The sequence below is a fragment of the Pseudomonas glycinae genome (assembly GCF_001594225.2).
GTDB lineage: Bacteria > Pseudomonadota > Gammaproteobacteria > Pseudomonadales > Pseudomonadaceae > Aquipseudomonas > Aquipseudomonas glycinae.
The window spans coordinates 4,330,273-4,348,102 of sequence record NZ_CP014205.2 but is presented as its reverse complement, the minus strand read 5'-3'; the positions used below and the strand labels follow the sequence as shown (position 1 = coordinate 4,348,102).

Here is a 17,830-nt window from a genome sequence, read left to right as displayed (position 1 = left end):
GCTATCCCTCGGTTTTCTTCTCGGCCGAACCCAGTTCCTTCAAGCGCTGATCAATCAACTGGCATTTGTCCGGCAGATCGGCGGAGGCCGTACCCAGATCCATTTTCTGCAACTCGGCATTGATCTCCTTGGCCTTGGTCGGGTTTTGCTCAGTGAGCTTCGCGACTTCCTTGGCCAGTTGCTCGCGTTTGGCGGTGGCTTCTTCCGGCGTACAGGCCCAGACGGGCAGGGCGCAGGCAAGCGTGGCGGCGAGGGTGAGCTTGAGCAGGTTTTTCATGGGGGCAGGCCTCAGTTCCGGTTAAGGCGGGTTACCCGGTTGAGGGTTTTGGCCAGCGAAAAGTTCACTGCGACTAGCGTTGGGGTGATGCCTTTGTCAAATGTCGACGTCGGCAATTGAAATGCCTATGCATCGGTTGAATACATCGACAAGAAGATCGTCATCACCGTGGTAGGAGTGAATACACGCCTTGATCCATTCGTCTTGATCGCATGGATAGATCGCTTCAAACAAGGTGCGGTGCACTCGTTTTAAAGTTGCAAGGCTGTAGGGAGGAGGAATGAATTCCAAACGCGCAGAGGCGACTTCATTGATGTAGCGTTCTGCTTCATCTAGGTCTTCGGCATTGCGCAAGTCGAGCAAATTGACAAGAACATCAGTGCCCGGATAACAATCCGGGGCTTGGTCAGAACCGTATTTATCGTTGCTCAAGCTTTCAAGAGCTGGACCGCTCTCAAAGCAGCGGCCCTTGTGGGAAGTTTGATATCGCCATCAGTGGGAGATGGAACAAAGCCTTCCAGGCGCAGGCTGGCCGCGAAATTGGCTCTGCGTTGCTTCGCGAACCAGGCTTTCTTGGTTTGCAGACTCAGCTTTTCCATATCGGCCTCTTGATGCGGGAATGTGCCAATTATAGTCGAACGAAGCCGTGTCGGCTCGTTCGACCTAGCATCGCACATCCTGCGGCACCATTGAACCCGTCCACGCTGACGGGCTACCCATCACGGCAGCAACTGGATTTTGCGGCGCCGTCGTAGCGATCATGATGCCGCACCCATTCCATGATCTCGTCCTCGTTCCGGCCCTTGGGCGTAAGGTCGAGAAAGTTGTACGCACCGACCAGCATGTCCAGACCTCGGGCGTACGTTGAGTAGGTGTGGAAAATGTCGCCGTTGTCGGCGCGATAAAACACGCTCAGCCCCGGCATTTCTTCCTCGGCGCTGTCGGTCTTTTCGTAGTTGTACGTAGCCTTGCCTGCTTCGACATCCTCAGCGCGGGCGCACACGCCAAAGTCGTAGTTGAAATCGCAACCGTTGGACGACACCCATTTGAATTTCCAGCCCATCCGGCGCTTGAACGCCTGGAATTCGGCGAACGGTGCGTGGGACACCGCCACCAGCGCAATGTCGTGATGGGCCAGGTGCAGGTTGGCGCCGTCGATGTGGTCGCTGAGGAATGAACAGCCCGGGCAGCCTTCCTCCCAGCCCTTGGCAAACATGAAGTGGTAAACGACGAGTTGGCTGTGGTTACCGAACAGATCGACGAGTTTCAATTCGCCGTTCGGTCCCATGAAGCGGTAATCCTCGTCGACCTTCACCCAGGGCAGGGCGCGGCGTTTGGCGCTGAGGCGGTCGCGTTCCCTGGTGAAGGCTTTTTCATCGGCCAGATGCTGCTTGCGGGCGGCGAGCCATGCTTCGCGCGACACCACCGGATGATTCTCAACGTTCATGATGATTTCTCCTGCGGGGGTTGAAACCGTCTGTCTCAGACTAGTCGTTCAACCACTCGGGAAATCGACAGACCGCCGGTCGGTCGGGGCGCCGAATAATCCTGAACGGTGACGCCACGCTCCGGTCACAACCTGTGAACGCGCCAAAAAATCACGCGCACCGGAGGTTGAATCAGGATGACGACTTATAACTGGGATTTGATTGAGCGCCTGCTGCATGAAGTGCAGAACGGCGCGGGCCACAGCTTCGCGCCACGGTCATTCGCCGAAGACTATGCGGCGGAGAAAGCGGCGGCGGGCGAGGCGATCGAGAATCTGGATCACCTGAAAACGCTGGCCTGCGACTATGAGCAATTGCTGTTGTTGCGCGGTTACATTCAGCCCCGTGGCGAAGACGAGGGCAGTACCGGCAACAACTTCAGCCTGACCCCGCGTGGCTCCAGCCTGTTGAGCCTGATCGACAGCAGCATTCCCGGCAACGATCATCCGCGTCAGGTGCTCGATGAGCAGGAAGATGCGCTGGATGAGCTGACATTCGATGAGGTGGCCTCCAAAGCGCAGATAGCCTGAGGCTTTGCACAAAAAATGTGGGAGCGATTTTGCTCGCTCCCACATGGGTTTTTCAGTGATCTCAGCTTTTTTGTGCGGCCTTCAGGCACTTCAAGTCATTGAAATCCTTGCGCACCCCCTCAATCTTTTTCAACAGGCGCTGGCGTTGCTGCGGGGTGCTGTCAGCCATTAGATCAACGAACAGCGAACGGGCCTGCGCTTCGGTATTGGCGTAGGCCTTTTGGTAATCCGCTGTCCATAAACGTTCGCGATTGACCAGAAGCGTCTCGATCCGCTGTGGGAATTCAGGACTTTTGCGTTGCGCCACCGCCGCGCTGAACTGCTTCTGCCAGTGAGCACGGTTGGCAATCCACTGGGTGTTCTGATCGCCCAGAGCGGTCGACCAGGCCATCACCCGCTGTTCCTGCTTCGCGCTCAACGGGCCGAGCCAATCGTTGAGACGCTTGTCCATGCGCGCGCCACGTTCGGCAATCTGCTGCGACAGCGGAGGCTTGAGGTATTCCTGCTCGCGCTTTTGCAGGTCTTTGGCAAAGGCGTCGTTCATTTCAGCGACCTGCCGATCATCCAGGCCTTGCAGCAATTCAATCGCCGACGGGGTGATTTCCCGGGCGGTTTCGGCGATTGCCTGCTTGGCCTCTGCGGTGCGGGCCTGAAGTGCGGCGTCGGTGACCTGATTGGTCTCGACCATGGTTTGAAGGCGATCGAGCCAGTCCAGATAACCCGGTAACTGTGTGGTGCAGTGCCAGCTCAGGTGTTCCCTGAGGCGTTCGTTGAACCAGCCTTTCTGCTCGCCGTTCATGTCCAGGTAGTCGCTGAGCGTCCACGGAATGATCACATCGAGATTGCGATAGGCCAGGCCGACGCGGCTGCAAGCGCCGAGGGCGAGGGTCAGGATCAGTAGAACGGCGAGGCGTTGGAACCAGCTAGACATGGGCGAATCCTTGCGAAAGCCAGCCTTGAGGGTCTGATTCTCATCTGAACACAGGAGGGGCCCGGCAGTTCAGCCAATCAAAAGAACGGGCGTTCGGCCTTGAGTGTGACCAGTCCGTCGCACTGACTGTTATGCCCGGAATAGGCCGAGCAATCGCTGCCGCTGAGGCTCGAATTGCTGTAGATCAGGTCAAGATCGATGCCCATGAACGGCCGGGAAAGTTTCACCGACCAATCGGTAAAACTGCTCACATAACCGCCGTCCACCGAGACCGGCGTGTTGAGCTGATGGGTGGTGTATTTCATGCTGATCCCTATGCCGAACGGCTGATTGCCGCCCAGGTCGGCAAACAGGGTGTTGTTCTGTTTATCGGGATCGTTGCTCAGGGCGATGCCGATCCGGCTGCCGAGCAGGGTCAGGCCACCGAACAGTTCCTGGCTGTCGAGGGTGTCGACCTTGGGATAGCTGTAATGGATCATCCCGACTTCGTAGCCGAGGGTTTGATCGAAAGGTTGTTTAAAGCCGACGTAGGAATCGATTTCGAGATTCTTCCCCGGCGTGAGACCCATGCTCGGTGCGTACTGGCCGACATACAGGCCGCTGTCGTGGCTCAGGTCCAGGCCGCCGTGGAACGAACCGACCGCCGAAGGCTTGACCAGCCCTTGGGCCATGCTGCGGCTGGGCGTGGTGCCGAGTTTGAGGTCGAAGTCGCCGAGCTCACGCTGGAAAATCTGCGCATGCGCCGCTGGGCTCGCCAGCAGGCCTACAAGTAATAAACAGAAGGGTTTGAGCATGCGTCACTCCTTGAATAGCGAGCGCAGGCTGGTAAACCTGCTGAAACGCTTGATCCAGACGCGTGCAAGGATACCGGCGAATGATCGGCATCGAGGGCCGTTCGTCGATTTCTGCGGTTTTGAATGTTTGATTAAACGCGAGAGAGGTCTTGCGAGGGATCCGGTCCAGACGCTTCGAAGCTCAAAGCGCCTTTGGACAGGTGTGCTGCGGGGTGTTACTTCTTGCCCAGGCTGATCTGCTTGGACGGGCCGAACGTCTGGCCGCTGACGCCCTTGGCAATTTGCTGAATCTCGCCGCCGGACTTGAGGAATGCCGCGATCTGATCGTTGATCGATTCGCTGGTTTCAACGGCTGGAGCTGGCTTTGCTTTGCTGGTGGATGCTTTTACACGCATGGCGGCCATTAACCTATAGAAAAGTAACTCGGCCAGGCATCGTACAGGAATAACTTGACAATTGCTTGGTAAATATCCCCCGGAATAACCCGGCTTGCAGGTGGATTATTCTCGATTAATTATTCGAAATATCTCGCTAACCTGCTGTTTTAACTAACAACATTTAGGCGATTCCATGATGTTCGGCGGTGTCGGGAGCGCGTGAAAGCCATCACGCTGGCCTGACGAGCGGCGCCCATCCAACGCGAAATCCAGGAAAATCAAGGCTTCCCACAGATTTTCGCGCGGCCGGCCGATCGGACGGCCAACCAGCACGGCAAAACCGGGTAGAATGCCGCCCACGCAATGAGGGTATTGGAAATGGCTTTAGTCGGGCGTTACAACAGTTTGCAAGTGGTTAAACACACTAACTTCGGTTTATATCTGGACGGCGGTGCGGACGGCGAAATTCTTTTGCCCAACCGTTATATCCCCAAAGATATTCCCAGCGAAGATGAAGACTGGCTCAATGTTTTCATTTATCTGGACAGCGATGACAAACTTATTGCCACCACTGAAAAACCAAAAGTTCAGGTCGGTGAATTTGCCAGTTTGAAAGTTGTTGAAGTCAACAGCATCGGCGTGTTCCTCGATTGGGGCCTGCCGAAGGATCTGCTGCTGCCTTACTCCGAAGAAAAACGCCAGATGACTGCCGGCGAGTACTGCGTGGTGCATGTCTACCTCGACAAGCACACCCGCCGCATCACCGCCACCGCGCGTCTGGATCGTTATCTGGACAAGACCCCGGCCAACTACAGCGCGGGCCAGGAAGTCGATCTGCTGGTTGCCGAAGCCACCGACATGGGCTTCAAGGCGATCATCAACAACAAGCACTGGGGTTTGATTCACAAGAATGAAATCTTCAAGTTCATGCGGGCCGGCATGCGCGAGAAAGGCTTTATCAAGGAAGTGCGCGCCGACGGCAAGATCAGCCTGAGCCTGCAACCGGTAGGGCAGGAAGCGGCCAGCAGCCTGAACTCGAAGATCCTCGCCAAGTTGCGCGAAAACGATGGCACCCTGGCCGTCAGCGACAAGAGCGATCCGGCACTGATCAGCAGCCTGTTCGGTGTCAGCAAGGGCAACTTCAAGAAGGCTATCGGTTCGTTGTACAAGAACGGCCAGATTGTCATTCACGCCGATCGCATTGAACTAACCTGAGCCTGACGTGGCCCATGTTGCATGGGCTTACTTGAGGTCGGGCAGATGAAAAAAGCGCTGATTGCCTACGTTGCCACATTGCTGGCGTTTCTTTTGCTCGACGGGCTCTGGCTCGGCGTGTTGATGGCGCCGACCTATCGCGAACTGCTCGGTTCGTTGATGCTTGAAAAACCGTTGCTGGTGCCGGCAGCGGTTTTTTATTGCCTGTACGTTTTCGGCTGCGTGGTGTTTGTGGTGTTGCCGTCGCTGACCTGGCAACGCGCCGCTCGTTTTGGAGCGCTGCTCGGGCTGGTCGCTTATGGCACTTATGACCTGACCAACTGGGCGACCTTGCGCGGCTGGTCAGCACAGGTGTCGCTGATGGATTGGGCCTGGGGGACGTTTGCCACGGCGCTGGCCTGTGCGGTCGGATTTTTTGTGACCAGCCGGGTTGGTAGGTCAGTCCGTTGATTTCGGTCGCCTGAACTGACGCCATCGCTGGCAAGCCAGCTCCCACAAGTGATATGGAGTTTCTGCAAACCTGAGCACGACAAGGACTTTGTGGGAGCTGGCTTGCCAGCGATTGACGGCGCAGCCGTCAGCCATTCAGCTCTGACGCTCCATGAGAATCAAATGTCTTTTCCAGACGGCTTTTTCGAGCTGACTGGTTAATAATCCCCTCACTATTTTTTTTCGCCCCGGACAAAGAGCCGGGGCTTTGTTTGACCATTGGAAAAGCTGCCATGTCGTGTGTGTTCGAGGTGTCGAGGTGAGCGTCAGTCGGCGCAGTGCCGACGGGTTCGCCCTGCAAGTGATGATCGGCCTGTGCCTGATCTGGGGCGTGCAGCAGGTGATGATCAAGTGGGCGGCGACCGACATTGCGCCGGTAATGCAGGCGGCGGGGCGGTCGGGAATTTCCGCGTTGCTGGTAGGGTTGCTCATCTGCTGGAAGGGCGGTTGGGATCAGGTCGGCAACACTTGGCGCGGCGGCTTGCTGGCCGGTGCCTTGTTCGGTCTGGAGTTCCTGTTCATCTCCGAAGGCTTGCAGTTGACCACGGCGGCGCACATGTCGGTGTTCCTCTACACCGCGCCTATTTTCACCGCGCTGGGCGTGCATTTCCTGTTGCCGAGTGAGCGCTTGCGGCCGGTGCAATGGTTGGGGATCTTCATGGCATTCGTCGGGATCGCCGTGGCGTTTGCCGGCGGCGTGTCGTGGGACAACCTCGACCGCCGGATGTTGATGGGCGATGCCCTCGGCGTGCTGGCCGGTGCCAGTTGGGGCGCGACCACCGTGGTGGTGCGCGCTTCGCGTCTGTCGGAAGCGCCGGTGACGCTGACCCTGTTCTATCAACTGATCGTCGGCTTCATCGGCCTGTTGCTGATCGCGCTGCTCAGCGGCCAGATCACCCACGTCAGCCTGACCGTCGTAGCCGTGGGCAGCGTGCTGTTCCAGGGACTGGTGGTGTCGTTCTTCAGTTACCTGACCTGGTTCTGGCTGCTGCGCCGTTATCTGGCGGCCAACCTCGCGGTGTTTTCCTTCATGACGCCGTTGTTCGGCGTCACGTTTGGTGTGGTGTTGCTCGGCGAAGAACTGAGCCTGAACTTCATCATCGGCGCCGTGCTGGTGTTACTCGGCATCACCTTCGTCAGCGCGGAACAGTGGGTGCGTCGGCGCCTGCGCAAAGCCCTCGGTCAGCCGTAACGGATTTGCACGCCAGACCGCCGGCAATCAGCAGGCCGCTGCCGGCGATCACCAGCGCCGGTTGCAGGCCACCGCTGAAATGGCTGCTGACCGCCGCCAGCAACGGCCCGCTGAGCTGACCGACGGCGAAGCACGCGGTGAGCAGGCCGGCGTTGCGCTGGGTGGCGTGGGGCGCCAGTTCCCGGGAGCGTTGCATCACCAGTTGCATGCAGGCCAGGAACGGCGTGCCGCACAGGATCACACCGAGTGCCAGGCCGAGGCCGCTGCCCAGCAGGCAAGCGAACACACCGGCGGCTTGCAGCCATAACGTCGCCATCAGCCAGTGCCGGGTGGTTTCCGGATCGTGCCGACGCAAACTCACCAGCAGAACCCCGATTGCCGCGCCGAGGCCGAAGCACGGCCAGAACAGATCGGCCTGCCACTGTCCGTGAAACTGCGCGTTGGCCATCTGCGACAGGAACGTGGCCGGGATGATGTAGCCCACGCCATACAAGGCATACACCACCGCCAAACGCCCAATGCCGCGATTCGACGAACTCACGGCAGTCGGAGTGGCCGGCACACCGACACCCGGTTGCGGCAGGATCCGTACGATCCCCAGCAACATCAGCAGTGCCGCGGCGGCATAGATCAGCCACAAGGTAGCGGAAGTCTGCTGCGCCAGATGTGAGAACAGCGCCAGCAACCCCGTCAGAAAAATTCCCAACCCCGGCCCGGCAAACACCAGCGCGCCCAACCGTGGACGACCCGCCGCCGCAGCCAGCGGCTGACTCAGCGCAGTAATCATCACCAGCACCCAGGCGCTCGCGACACCGGTGCCGAAACGCAGCAGCAAATGCGACCAGAAACCGTTGGCCCAGAACGACGCCAGCGTCAGCAGCACACACAACCACAGGCCGCCGTGCAGGCGCCGCTGCACCTGATCGGGCCGGCGGGAAAACATCGCATCCACCGCGCCGAGCAGGTAACCGAGGTAGTTGGCCGCCGCAATCAGACCGGCGGCGGTCAGGTCGATCTGGCCTTCGCTGAGCAGGTGCGGCAGTTGCGGGGTGAGGGCGAAACGCCCGATGCCCATGGCCATCATCAGGGCAATGAAACAGGCGGATAAGCGAATCAGCGGGGACATGGTCTGAATTCCGTTGGAGGTTCAATGACCGTCAGGCTAGGACTGATTGACTTTCTTTAAAATTGAATAATAGTGAGTAACTTGTTCAGTTCGGGAGAAAGGTTGTGGAATTCAGCCAATTGCGGATCTTCCAGGCCGTGGCGGAGGAGGGCTCGATCACCCGTGCCGCCGAGCGTCTGCATCGCGTGCCGTCGAACCTGTCGACCCGGCTCAAACAGCTGGAGGAGCAACTGGGTGTTGAACTGTTCGTCCGTGAACGTCAGCGTTTGCAGTTGTCGCCTGCGGGAAAAGTCCTGCTGGACTACACCGGCAAACTGTTCGCCTTGCGCGATCAGGCCAGTGCGGCGGTGATGGGCGGGCAACCGGCGGGGGATTTCGTGCTCGGCACGCTGTACAGCACCGCCGCGATCCATTTGCCGGCACTGCTGGCGCGGTATCACAAGCAGTATCCGGCGGTGAATCTTCAGGTGCAGTCCGGGCCCAGTGGTGAACTGCTTGAAGGCCTGCTCACCGGTCGCCTCGATGCGGCGCTGGTGGACGGCCCGCCGCAACTGGCCGGGATCGACGGGGTGCCGCTGTGCAATGAACGGCTGGTGCTGATCAGCGAGGCCGATCACCCGCCGATACGCAGCGCCAGGGATGTCGAAGGTCGGGCGGTGTTCACCTTCCGTCATGGCTGCGCCTATCGCGCGCGGCTGGAAGCGTGGTTCGCGCATTATCAGGCGGCAATGGGCCGGGCGATGGAGATCGAGTCCTATCAGGGCATGCTCGCCTGCGTGATTGCCGGCAGCGGCGTGGCGCTGATGTCGGAGTCGATGCTCGCCAGCCTGCCGGGTCGCGAAAGCGTGGCGGTGCATCCGCTGGCCGAGCCTTTTGCCAGTGCGACAACATGGCTCATGTGGCGCCGGGGCATGGTCGGCGCCAACCTCAATGCGTGGATCGAACAGCAGCAGGCGCTCTATCCCGTGGCTGGCGAAGACGTGCAGGAAACGGCTTGAACGAACGGTCAGGGATTTGGATCAATTCAGTAACAGATCATTGCGGATTTGGCCGAGCATTACGTAGGACTTCGGACTATTATCAGTGCGAAGCGGCCTCAGAATTCCGGACGCTCAGCACCACCCTGAAGGGGGCATGACGATGAAAGAGAAAATTCAAAACTGGCTGCACGATTTGGGTGTTGCCCTCGGCTTGATCGAACCGCCTCTGCAACCGGTCCCGATTCGCACCGATGACGAACAGCGTCGGCGTCAGCCACGTCGGCGGTAATGCCCCGCTTTGAAGGGTCAAAGGTTTTAAACGACAAAAGATCGCACCCGGTCGTCGCTCCATGGAGTGGCGGTCGGGTGCGATTTTTTTCAATGAGTCCGATGTTGATCGGCCTTCATCAAAGTGTATCAACGCGACCATTTGCCATTAATCTCGCACAGAAACTTTGCGGTAAAAGCAATAAAGAGCGCTCATCCGTAATGAGACCGGATGAGCGAATTCACACTCAGGTGTTGCCTGGATACTGAACGTCGGCGTTGCCCAGGTGTGCTTCGGGGAAATAGGGGCTGCCCGCAGCAAATCTTACGTAATAACTTACGTTGCCCGAGACGTGTTCGACTATAAAAGAAAACGTGTTTGGCGAACTTCGCGAGAATTTCATGTCCCTCGTTCCTTCTGGATGTGGAGCATACACACTGACAGCACCATTACTGGATTCAGCCATAGACCCATTGATCGTTACAGTGTCTCCAATTTCGAGCTTGGCAGGGACTGTCCCAGCAGGCGGATGTACAGTAGCCATCTTTTTCACCTTTCAATTTGTTTATGTGGTGGGAAACCTCTCTCAGTGAGAGGCTTCCACGACTGAAAGGTAGAGTCAGCTTGTACTCGGCAGCTACTGTCAGAAATATCAGTTTCGACGAGCGGTCGCCTGAGCGCTCAGCAAGAAAAAAGCGTACGACAACCGATCGCAATTTCATGGAGTGGCGGTCGGGTGCGATCTTTTGTTTTCAGTGACGCCCGATTTCCATCAGAAACCGGCTCAGGTCATTCACGGTTTTCGCAGTCTTGAGCATCCGATCCTCTTCGGCGGTGAAGGCCGTCAGTCCGAATTCATCTTCCAGATGGAAGATCAGATCCTCGATATCCGCTTTTTCCAGCCCCAGTTGCGCAAGGCTGGTGTGGTCGTCGAATTCACGATTTTCCAGCAGGCGCAGGATGAAGCGGTGCACGGCAGCACGCACGGCAGCTCTTCTCATGGCAGATTTTTATTGTGGTTGATCTGACTGAAGTACAGCAGGCCTCAAGCGTGCCGGCGCAACCATTCGTCAATCATCCCGCGCAGGTGCTCTCCGGAAAAACTGCCGAAGTGCCCGCCATGCACCGTGCGGATCTTCAACCCCTGCAAGCGCCGCAGGCTGGCGGCGTAGTCGTCGAGGTTGGAATGGTAGGCGTCCTCGATCAACGGCCCGTCGTAAATGATGTCGCCGCTGAACAGGGTTTCGCTGGCCGCTTCGTAGAGGCTGATCCCGCCCGGTGAATGCCCCGGCGTGTGCAGCACCTGCAACGTGCGGTTGCCCAGGTCCAGCACATCGCCATCCTCGACAAACCCGGTGGCCGGCGCCGCCTTGACCCGGTATTCGGCGTAGCACAACGGGCAATCCGGGTGCGCTTCGAACATGTCGTCGCCGACGAAGGCCCGGCTCAGATCATTCTCACCATCCGGCGCCGCCAGAATGTCCGCCTCGGCCGGATGTACCAGCCGTTCGGCAAATTCGTGATGTCCGGCGATGTGATCGAAATGGCAATGACTGGCTACTGCCACCAGCGGCCGCTCGGTCAGCCACGGCAGTTGCTCGCGCAGGCTGACCAGTCCGGAACCGCTGTCGAGCAGCAAATCCTTGTCCCGCCCCTGAACATGCCACAGGTTGCAGCGGTAGAACGGGCGGATGAACGGCTCGTGAATCAGCCGAATGCCGTCGCTCAGGTGCTGCACTTCGAACCACTGATCGCGAGAAACAATCTTCATCAAGCATTTTCTCCAGACGAAAAAAACGGGTGTGGCAACCGACGCCACACCCGCCGAAGAAAGCATCAAGTCGTTATAGCGAGCTTAGACCGCGCTGGCCACCGGGGCAGGGCGACGGGAAAACAGGCTGACCACCACAAAACTCACCAGACCCACAGCCAGGCTGTAGTAGATCGGGGTGTTGGCATCCAGACCGTCCTTGAACATGAACAGCAGTGCCGTGGCGAAACCCAGGCCCATGCTGGCGATGGCGCCGGCGGTGGTCGCGCGTTTCCAGAAGATCGCACCGATCAGCGGGATCAGCATGCCGCCCACCAGCAGGTTGTAAGCGAGGGTCAGGGCGCTGATCACGTCGTTGACCACCAGCGCGATGCCCAGCACCACCACACCGGTCAGCAGGGTGAACAGACGGTTCACCCCCAGGCTCGACTGTTTGCCGCCACGCAGTTTCGGCAGCAGGTCTTCGGTCAGGGTGGTGGCGGCGGCGAGCAGGCCGGCGCTGGCGGTGGACATCATCGCGGCCAGGGCAGCGGCGATCACCAGACCACGGATACCGTCCGGCAGCGACAATTTGACGATTGCGGCGAAGGCGTTGTTGACGTTGTCCAGATCCGGGATCAACACGTGTGCAGCCATGCCGATCAGGGCGCAGGCCAGACCGTAAAGGATGCAGTAGATGCCCGCGAAGCTACCGGCGTACTGAGCCACTTTTTCGTTCTTGACGGTGAACACCCGTTGCCAGATGTCCTGACCGATCAGAATGCCGAAGAAGTAGATCATGAAGTAGGTAATGATCGTGTCCCAGCCGATGGTGGTGAAATTGAATGCCGCAGCCGGCAGCTTCAGCACCAGTTCGTCCCAGCCGCCGACACGGTACAGGCAGATCGGCAACAGGATGAACATCAGGCCAACGGTCTTGATGATGAACTGGACGATGTCGGTCAGGGTCAGCGACCACATGCCGCCGATGGCCGAGTACACCACCACGCCACCGCCGAGCAGTACCGAGACCCAGAACGGCAGGCCGAACAGCACTTGCAGCACGGTGCCGATGGCGAGGATCGAGGTCACGCCGATCATCAGTGCATAGGCCAGCATGATTGCCGCGCTCGCCGAGCGGGCCATCGGGTTGTAGCGTTTTTCCAGCACTTGGGTAACGGTGTAGATCTTCAGTTTCAGCAGCGGCTTGGCCAGGAACAGGTTCAGCGCCACGATGCCGCAACCCAGTGCCGCGCACAGCCAGAAACCGGAAATGCCGTGCACGTAGCCCAGACGCACGGTGCCGACGGTGGACGCGCCACCGAGAACGGTCGCGGCCATGGTGCCCATGTACAGGCTTGGCCCGAGGTTACGCCCGGCCACCAGGAAGTCCTCGTTGGTCTTGGCCTTGCGCATGCCGAAGTAGCCGAGCAAGAGCATGCCGGCGGCGTAGATGAGGACGACGAATAAATCCAAAGCCATGATGGCGTGTCTCCGATTGTCTTTTTTATGGTGAAACAAAATTGGTTCTATGAGGCTGCCCTTGTGGGAGCAAGCCCGCTCCCACAGGGTTGATCAGGCAGCCTGACGCAGCGCCGCTTCAGCCGGCGCATGCGCGCCTTTGCTGCGGGGATCCTTCGGGCCGTAGACCAGCGCCGGTTCCGGGAACAGGCTCAGCAGCATCAGGTACATCACCGAGGCCAGACCGAGGGTCACCAGCAGGCTGATGTCGATGCCGCCGGCCAGTTCACCGAGCGGGCCGACAAACTGCCCCGGCAGGTTGACGAAGCACAGGCCGACCGCCGCGCTCGGGATCCACGCGCCCAGGCCACGCCAGTTCCAGCCGTGGCTGAACCAGTAGCGTCCGCCTTGCTCGCCGCGCGTGAACACTTGCAGGTCGTCCGGGCAGTAGAAGCCGCGACGTACCACCAGGCCGATGATCATGATCACCATCCACGGGGTGGTGCAGGTGATGATCAGCACCGCGAAGGTCGACACGCTCTGCACCAGGTTCGCCGCAAAGCGCCCGATGAAGATGAAGGCAATCGACAGCACGCCGATCAGCAACGTCGCCTTGACTCGCGACAGCAGACGCGGGAACACGCTGGACATGTCCAGCCCGGTGCCATACAGCGACGTGGTGCCGGTGGACATGCCGCCGATCACCGCAATCAGGCACACCGGCAGGAAGAACCAGCTCGGCGACACCGCCAGCAGACCGCCGACGTAATTGTTGGCCGCGATGTAGTCCGGCGCCTGGATCGCCACGATGGTGGCGGTGGTCAGGCCGAACAGGAACGGGATGAAGGTAGCGATCTGCGAGAAAATCACCGCCGCCATGATCCGCTTGCGCGAGGTTTCACGCGGGATGTAGCGGGCCCAGTCGCCGAGGAACGCGCCGAAGGAAATCGGATTGCTCATGGCCACCAGCGCGGCGCCGATGAACGCGGCCCAGAAGCCCGGCTGGCCGAGGCTGACGGTACCGGCGTAGTGCGAATCGAAAGGACCGGCGAAGGCGAAGATGCCCAGCAGGAACAGCAGGCTCGCGCTCCACACCGCGACCTTGTTCACCCACAGCAGGAAGCGGAAGCCGTAGATGCACACGGTCAGCACCAGAATCGCGAACAGACCGTAGGCCAGGCCCAGGGTCAGGTCGGTTTCCGGCAGGCCGATCAGGCGTTTCGCACCACCGATCAGCGCATCTCCCGAACTCCACACCGAGAGCGAGAAGAAGGCGATGGCGGTCAGCAGTGACAGGAACGAACCGACGATCCGCCCGTGCACGCCGAAGTGCGCACCGGACGACACGGCATTGTTGGTGCCGTTGAGCGGACCGAACAGGCCCATCGGTGCGAGGATCAGCGAGCCAAGCAGCACGCCCGAGACAATCGCCCAGACGCCCGCCTGAAAGGACAGGCCGAACAGCACCGGGAAACTGCCGAGCACGGCGGTGGCAAAGGTATTCGCGCCGCCAAAGATCATGCGGAACAAGTCCACGGGACCGGCGGTGCGTTCGTTGTCCGGGATCTGTTCGACCCCGTGGGTTTCAATCTGCGTAAGGCTTTGGTCGTTGTTGTTGTTATTCATGATCTGCTCCGATCATAAAGGCGCGCTCATCGTGCGTGAGCGTCACCTGTCTTGGCTAAGGGGATGGCAGCCCTTCCGGCATTGCGGACAAATGTTCGTGGCAGGCCAGCCAATGGCCTTGTTGTTCTAGGCTCGACGCTTGTTTCTTGAAAACAATCGTCTCGCGCTCCTGGCTGAAGTGTTGCTCCCCTTGCATGCGCAGCTCGGTGGCCACGTCATGGATGAAAATCGCCACGTCACCCTGCAGGCTGACGAAGGCGTTGCTCGAAGTGCAGGACAGCACCTCGAAGCCATCCTCGGCGCGCCAGTTGTCCCACAACGCCTGATAGGCATCGCGCGACAGCAGGGGCTGTTCGAGGGTGTAGAACACGAAGCTCGCATCGGCGCTGAACGCGCCGAAGTAGGCTTCGCGATCGTTGCGGGCGAAGGCGGACACCAGATCGGCGGCCGCTTTCAGAACCTGATCACGTTCGTTCATGACCCGAGCCTCAGCGGTGGACCACGCCCGGCAGTACGCAGAGCATTTCGTACAGCAGGTTGGCGGCCAGCAGCGAGGTGTTGCCGGTGGTGTCATAAGCGGGCGAGACTTCTACCAGATCGCAGCCGATCAGGTCGAGGCCCTGACAGCCGCGAACGATTTCAATCGCCTGAATGGTCGTCAGACCACCGATTTCCGGGGTGCCGGTGCCAGGCGCCCAGGCCGGGTCGATGCCGTCGATGTCGAAGCTCAGGTACACCGGGCCGCCACCGACTTTCTCGCGCACTTCGGCCATCAGCGGTTCCAGCGACTTGTGCCAGCACTCTTCGGCCTGCACCACGCGGAAGCCCTGATCGCGGCTCCAGTTGAAGTCGTCAGCGGTGTAGCCCTGCGCCCGCAGACCGATCTGCACCACGCGGTCGCAGTCCAGAAGACCTTCTTCGACCGCACGACGGAAGGTCGTACCGTGGGCGATCTTCTCGCCGAACATGTGATCGTTGACGTCAGCGTGGGCATCGATGTGCACCAGACCGACCTTGCCGTGCTTTTTGTGGATCGCACGCAGGATCGGCAGGGTGATGGTGTGGTCGCCACCCAGGGTCATCGGGATCACGTTGTGCTCGAGGATGTTGTCGTAGGCCTCTTCGATGATGCGCACGGCGTCGAGCAGGTTGAAGGTGTTGATCGCCACGTCACCGATGTCGGCAACCGACAGCGAGTCGAACGGCGCTGCGCCGGTGGCCATGTTGTAAGGGCGGATCATCACCGATTCGGTGCGGATGTCGCGCGGCCCGAAGCGGGTGCCGGGGCGCAGCGAAGTACCGATGTCCAGCGGCACGCCAACGAAGGCAGCGTCCAGGCCGGCAGCGGTCGGTACATGGGGGAGTCGGAGCATGGTGGCGATGCCGCCGAAGCGCGGCATTTCGTTGCCGCCCAGTGGTTGGTGAAGAATCTTGTCCACGGGTAGGGCCTCATCGTCTTTGTTTTATTTATGTCGGCGCACCGCATTCGCAAGGTCACGGGCACCGCTGTGGGCCGATTCTGCGAAATGTAGTGGGGCGGAAGAATCGCTACGGGCAAATACTTAGTTCAGAAATTTCTAAACTAATGCCAGACTTCCCCCGTGCGCTCGTCACTGATCGTTCCCACGCTCCGCGTGGGAATGCCGCCCAGGACGCTCTGCGTCCGCTTCACGGCTGTGACGCGGAGCGTCACGGGATGCATTCCCACGCAGAGCGTGGGAACGATCTATGGAGAACGATCCTTGGAGTAGACATGGCCAACGCTTTACCCGACCTGAAACTGTTGCGCATCTTCGTCAGCGTCGTGCGTCATCAGGGGTTTGCCAACGCGCAGCAGGAACTCAACCTGTCGACCTCGGCGATCAGCACCTACATGAGCCAGCTCGAAGCCGCGCTCGGTCTGGTGCTGTGCCATCGCGGGCGCGGTGGTTTCAGCCTGACCAGCAAGGGCGAACTGTTCCATCAGGAAACTCTGCGCCTGCTCGCCGAGCTCGAAGGTTTCGAGCAATACGCCGCTGCGCTCAAGGGCGAACTGCGCGGCACGCTGAACCTCGGGGTGATCGACTCGACGGTCAGCGACAAGGCCCTGCCGTTCGCCGAAGCCATCGGCGCCTACAGCCAGGAACACCCGGCGGTGCATTTGCATCTGTCGGTGATGAGCCCGTATGAACTGCAACTCGGTGTGCAGGACAATCGTCTCGACCTGGCCATCGGTGCATTCTCCACGCGCATGAGCGGTCTGGTGTACATGCCGCTGTACCGCGAGCAGCACTGGCTGTATTGCAGCAACCGGCACCCGCTGTTCAACGAACGGCGGATTCCCGAACAGGTCATTACCCAGCAACGGATGGTCGGGCGCGGTTACTGGAGCCAGGCCGAACTGGCGCGCCACGGCTTCAAACACAGCGCCGCGACCGTGGAAAGTATGGAAGCGCAGCTGATTCTGGTGTTGTCCGGCGCCTACATCGGTTACCTGCCGGAGCACTACGCCCAGGCCTGGGCCGACAAGGGCGATTTGCGGGTGCTGCTGCCGGCCACCTTCGGCTATCAGGCACCGTTTTCCATGATCATGCGCCGTGGCCGCAGCCGCGAGCCGCTGATCCAGACTTTCCGCGATCTGCTCAAAGCGCAGCTCAATCAGGCATAAAGAACATGTCCAGACCCCAATGCCCGCGCTGCCTGCGCCCACAAACCCATTGCCTGTGCCCGCTGATCCCCAGCCTCGACAGCCGCACCCGGGTGTTGCTGTTGCAGCACCCGAGCGAGGTCAATCACGCACTCAACACCGCACGGCTGGCGGCGCTCGGTTTGAACAATGCCGAGCTGATCGTCGGTGAGGTTTTCGAGGATTTGCCCGCGCTGCTGAACCGACCGGGCTATCGGGCACGGTTGTTGTTTCCGGCGGACAATGCGCAACCGATGCAGGCTTACGCCGCGTCCGATGAACCGCTGTTGCTGGTGGTGCCGGACGGCACGTGGCGCAAGGCGCGCAAGATGTTGCACCTCAATCCCTTGCTGGCGGCGTTGCCACGGGTGACGCTGGCCGAGGGCGGAGTTTCACGGTATCGGCTGCGCAAGGCACCGGGGCCGGGGGCGCTGTCGACCATCGAGGCGATTGTTCAGGCGTTGCAGACGCTGGAAGCGCCGGCGTCGTTCGAGCCGCTGCTCAAGCCGTTCGAGGCGCTGATCGAGGGGCAGATTGCAGCGATGGGGGAGGCGACTTTCCAGAAGAATCACGGAGGCTGATCGGACGGGTACTGATCGCCTGATCGTTCCCACGCTCCGCGTGGGAATGCCGCCCGGGACGCTCCGAGTCCCTTCGCGACG

Annotated in this window: 22 protein-coding genes; 8 read left to right on the top strand and 14 right to left on the bottom strand. The window is 59.9% G+C overall.

What is annotated here, in order from left to right:
* Window position 1: 1 nt before the first annotated feature.
* The 4 genes from AWU82_RS19800 to AWU82_RS19785 all read right to left on the bottom strand — a co-directional run bounded on the left by AWU82_RS19800 (window position 2) and on the right by AWU82_RS19785 (window position 1,724).
* A complete protein-coding gene (locus AWU82_RS19800) occupies window positions 2-277 on the bottom strand; it encodes a hypothetical protein (protein WP_011332969.1) in 276 nt (91 codons plus the stop codon).
* A gap of 96 nt (window positions 278-373) precedes the next feature.
* Entirely contained in the window at window positions 374-709 is a 336-nt protein-coding gene (locus AWU82_RS19795; protein ID WP_084777054.1) for a hypothetical protein, read from the bottom strand.
* Window positions 706-876 carry a YhfG family protein gene (locus AWU82_RS19790; protein ID WP_007956564.1) on the bottom strand — a complete coding sequence of 57 codons (171 nt, stop codon included), beginning with the start codon at window positions 874-876 and terminating at the stop codon, window positions 706-708. Before AWU82_RS19790 ends, AWU82_RS19795 begins: the two co-directional genes overlap by 4 nt.
* 113 nt (window positions 877-989) lie before the next feature.
* Entirely contained in the window at window positions 990-1,724 is a 735-nt protein-coding gene (locus AWU82_RS19785; protein ID WP_064383196.1) for a DUF899 domain-containing protein, read from the bottom strand.
* Between the two features lie 177 nt (window positions 1,725-1,901).
* On the opposite strand from AWU82_RS19785, the gene AWU82_RS19780 reads away from it, so the two are divergent.
* Window positions 1,902-2,294: a hypothetical protein gene (locus AWU82_RS19780; protein WP_064383197.1), complete on the top strand. Its 393-nt coding sequence runs from the start codon at window positions 1,902-1,904 to the stop codon at window positions 2,292-2,294.
* 61 nt (window positions 2,295-2,355) lie between these two features.
* Here the strand turns inward: AWU82_RS19780 and AWU82_RS19775 are convergent, their stop codons facing one another.
* The 3 genes from AWU82_RS19775 to AWU82_RS19765 all read right to left on the bottom strand — a co-directional run bounded on the left by AWU82_RS19775 (window position 2,356) and on the right by AWU82_RS19765 (window position 4,423).
* The gene (locus AWU82_RS19775; protein ID WP_064383199.1) at window positions 2,356-3,225 is read right to left on the bottom strand and encodes a DUF6279 family lipoprotein; all 870 of its coding nucleotides are present in this window, start codon (window positions 3,223-3,225) and stop codon (window positions 2,356-2,358) included.
* Window positions 3,226-3,302: 77 nt separating this feature from the next.
* Window positions 3,303-4,019 (bottom strand): TorF family putative porin, encoded by a 717-nt coding sequence (locus AWU82_RS19770; protein WP_064383203.1) that lies wholly within the window; start codon window positions 4,017-4,019, stop codon window positions 3,303-3,305.
* Window positions 4,020-4,234: 215 nt separating this feature from the next.
* A complete protein-coding gene (locus AWU82_RS19765; protein ID WP_016985943.1) occupies window positions 4,235-4,423 on the bottom strand; it encodes a PFL_1563 family small protein in 189 nt (62 codons plus the stop codon).
* A gap of 351 nt (window positions 4,424-4,774) precedes the next feature.
* Here AWU82_RS19765 and AWU82_RS19760 point away from each other — a divergent pair, with 351 nt between their 5' ends.
* From AWU82_RS19760 to AWU82_RS19750, 3 genes are all read left to right on the top strand, one after another.
* Window positions 4,775-5,611 carry a CvfB family protein gene (locus AWU82_RS19760; RefSeq protein WP_064383204.1) on the top strand — a complete coding sequence of 279 codons (837 nt, stop codon included), beginning with the start codon at window positions 4,775-4,777 and terminating at the stop codon, window positions 5,609-5,611.
* Window positions 5,612-5,656: 45 nt separating this feature from the next.
* Window positions 5,657-6,061, top strand: a complete 405-nt coding sequence (locus AWU82_RS19755) for a DUF2177 family protein (RefSeq protein WP_064383207.1) — start codon at window positions 5,657-5,659, stop codon at window positions 6,059-6,061.
* Window positions 6,062-6,359: 298 nt separating this feature from the next.
* Window positions 6,360-7,292 (top strand): DMT family transporter, encoded by a 933-nt coding sequence (locus tag AWU82_RS19750; RefSeq protein WP_064383209.1) that lies wholly within the window; start codon window positions 6,360-6,362, stop codon window positions 7,290-7,292.
* Here the strand turns inward: AWU82_RS19750 and AWU82_RS19745 are convergent.
* Complete coding sequence (locus AWU82_RS19745) at window positions 7,237-8,418, bottom strand: MFS transporter (protein WP_064383211.1); 1,182 nt, start codon at window positions 8,416-8,418, stop codon at window positions 7,237-7,239. The genes AWU82_RS19750 and AWU82_RS19745 overlap by 56 nt on opposite strands.
* Before the next feature lie 104 nt (window positions 8,419-8,522).
* Here AWU82_RS19745 and ptrR point away from each other — a divergent pair, with 104 nt between their 5' ends.
* A complete protein-coding gene (gene ptrR, locus AWU82_RS19740; RefSeq protein WP_064383213.1) occupies window positions 8,523-9,416 on the top strand; it encodes a putrescine utilization regulator PtrR in 894 nt (297 codons plus the stop codon).
* A 142-nt stretch (window positions 9,417-9,558) separates the two neighbouring features.
* Complete coding sequence (locus tag AWU82_RS29350) at window positions 9,559-9,687, top strand: PA1414 family protein (protein ID WP_003184145.1); 129 nt, start codon at window positions 9,559-9,561, stop codon at window positions 9,685-9,687.
* Between the two features lie 731 nt (window positions 9,688-10,418).
* Here AWU82_RS29350 and AWU82_RS19735 read toward each other — a convergent pair.
* The 6 genes from AWU82_RS19735 to speB all read right to left on the bottom strand — a co-directional run bounded on the left by AWU82_RS19735 (window position 10,419) and on the right by speB (window position 15,942).
* Window positions 10,419-10,667, bottom strand: a complete 249-nt coding sequence (locus AWU82_RS19735) for a phosphopantetheine-containing protein (RefSeq protein ID WP_039772540.1) — start codon at window positions 10,665-10,667, stop codon at window positions 10,419-10,421.
* Between the two features lie 44 nt (window positions 10,668-10,711).
* Complete coding sequence (locus AWU82_RS19730) at window positions 10,712-11,437, bottom strand: MBL fold metallo-hydrolase (RefSeq protein WP_064383215.1); 726 nt, start codon at window positions 11,435-11,437, stop codon at window positions 10,712-10,714.
* A gap of 84 nt (window positions 11,438-11,521) precedes the next feature.
* Complete coding sequence (locus AWU82_RS19725; protein ID WP_064383217.1) at window positions 11,522-12,898, bottom strand: sodium:solute symporter family protein; 1,377 nt, start codon at window positions 12,896-12,898, stop codon at window positions 11,522-11,524.
* A 93-nt stretch (window positions 12,899-12,991) separates the two neighbouring features.
* A complete protein-coding gene (locus AWU82_RS19720) occupies window positions 12,992-14,503 on the bottom strand; it encodes a purine-cytosine permease family protein (RefSeq protein WP_064383219.1) in 1,512 nt (503 codons plus the stop codon).
* Between the two features lie 55 nt (window positions 14,504-14,558).
* Entirely contained in the window at window positions 14,559-14,981 is a 423-nt protein-coding gene (locus AWU82_RS19715; protein ID WP_064383221.1) for a YybH family protein, read from the bottom strand.
* 10 nt (window positions 14,982-14,991) lie between these two features.
* Window positions 14,992-15,942: an agmatinase gene (speB, locus tag AWU82_RS19710; RefSeq protein ID WP_007956591.1), complete on the bottom strand. Its 951-nt coding sequence runs from the start codon at window positions 15,940-15,942 to the stop codon at window positions 14,992-14,994.
* 314 nt (window positions 15,943-16,256) lie between these two features.
* On the opposite strand from speB, the gene AWU82_RS19705 reads away from it, so the two are divergent.
* Both AWU82_RS19705 and AWU82_RS19700 read left to right on the top strand, forming a co-directional pair.
* A complete protein-coding gene (locus AWU82_RS19705; protein WP_039772530.1) occupies window positions 16,257-17,150 on the top strand; it encodes a LysR family transcriptional regulator in 894 nt (297 codons plus the stop codon).
* Between the two features lie 5 nt (window positions 17,151-17,155).
* Window positions 17,156-17,749 carry a tRNA-uridine aminocarboxypropyltransferase gene (locus tag AWU82_RS19700; RefSeq protein ID WP_064383222.1) on the top strand — a complete coding sequence of 198 codons (594 nt, stop codon included), beginning with the start codon at window positions 17,156-17,158 and terminating at the stop codon, window positions 17,747-17,749.
* Window positions 17,750-17,830: the final 81 nt, after the last annotated feature.

What these genes read in the sequence shown, in the direction of transcription:
- AWU82_RS19735 (WP_039772540.1), bottom strand. Translation starts at nt 10,667, where the DNA reads ATGAGAAGAGCTGCCGTGCGTGCTGCCGTGCACCGCTTCATCCTGCGC.
- AWU82_RS19705 (WP_039772530.1), top strand. Translation starts at nt 16,257, where the DNA reads ATGGCCAACGCTTTACCCGACCTGAAACTGTTGCGCATCTTCGTCAGC.
- AWU82_RS19775 (WP_064383199.1), bottom strand. Translation starts at nt 3,225, where the DNA reads ATGTCTAGCTGGTTCCAACGCCTCGCCGTTCTACTGATCCTGACCCTC.
- AWU82_RS19780 (WP_064383197.1), top strand. Translation starts at nt 1,902, where the DNA reads ATGACGACTTATAACTGGGATTTGATTGAGCGCCTGCTGCATGAAGTG.
- AWU82_RS19800 (WP_011332969.1), bottom strand. Translation starts at nt 277, where the DNA reads ATGAAAAACCTGCTCAAGCTCACCCTCGCCGCCACGCTTGCCTGCGCC.
- AWU82_RS19745 (WP_064383211.1), bottom strand. Translation starts at nt 8,418, where the DNA reads ATGTCCCCGCTGATTCGCTTATCCGCCTGTTTCATTGCCCTGATGATG.
- AWU82_RS19790 (WP_007956564.1), bottom strand. Translation starts at nt 876, where the DNA reads ATGGAAAAGCTGAGTCTGCAAACCAAGAAAGCCTGGTTCGCGAAGCAA.
- AWU82_RS19770 (WP_064383203.1), bottom strand. Translation starts at nt 4,019, where the DNA reads ATGCTCAAACCCTTCTGTTTATTACTTGTAGGCCTGCTGGCGAGCCCA.
- AWU82_RS19755 (WP_064383207.1), top strand. Translation starts at nt 5,657, where the DNA reads ATGAAAAAAGCGCTGATTGCCTACGTTGCCACATTGCTGGCGTTTCTT.
- AWU82_RS19720 (WP_064383219.1), bottom strand. Translation starts at nt 14,503, where the DNA reads ATGAATAACAACAACAACGACCAAAGCCTTACGCAGATTGAAACCCAC.
- AWU82_RS19715 (WP_064383221.1), bottom strand. Translation starts at nt 14,981, where the DNA reads ATGAACGAACGTGATCAGGTTCTGAAAGCGGCCGCCGATCTGGTGTCC.
- AWU82_RS29350 (WP_003184145.1), top strand. Translation starts at nt 9,559, where the DNA reads ATGAAAGAGAAAATTCAAAACTGGCTGCACGATTTGGGTGTTGCCCTC.
- AWU82_RS19785 (WP_064383196.1), bottom strand. Translation starts at nt 1,724, where the DNA reads ATGAACGTTGAGAATCATCCGGTGGTGTCGCGCGAAGCATGGCTCGCC.
- AWU82_RS19765 (WP_016985943.1), bottom strand. Translation starts at nt 4,423, where the DNA reads ATGGCCGCCATGCGTGTAAAAGCATCCACCAGCAAAGCAAAGCCAGCT.
- AWU82_RS19760 (WP_064383204.1), top strand. Translation starts at nt 4,775, where the DNA reads ATGGCTTTAGTCGGGCGTTACAACAGTTTGCAAGTGGTTAAACACACT.
- AWU82_RS19725 (WP_064383217.1), bottom strand. Translation starts at nt 12,898, where the DNA reads ATGGCTTTGGATTTATTCGTCGTCCTCATCTACGCCGCCGGCATGCTC.
- AWU82_RS19700 (WP_064383222.1), top strand. Translation starts at nt 17,156, where the DNA reads ATGTCCAGACCCCAATGCCCGCGCTGCCTGCGCCCACAAACCCATTGC.
- AWU82_RS19730 (WP_064383215.1), bottom strand. Translation starts at nt 11,437, where the DNA reads ATGAAGATTGTTTCTCGCGATCAGTGGTTCGAAGTGCAGCACCTGAGC.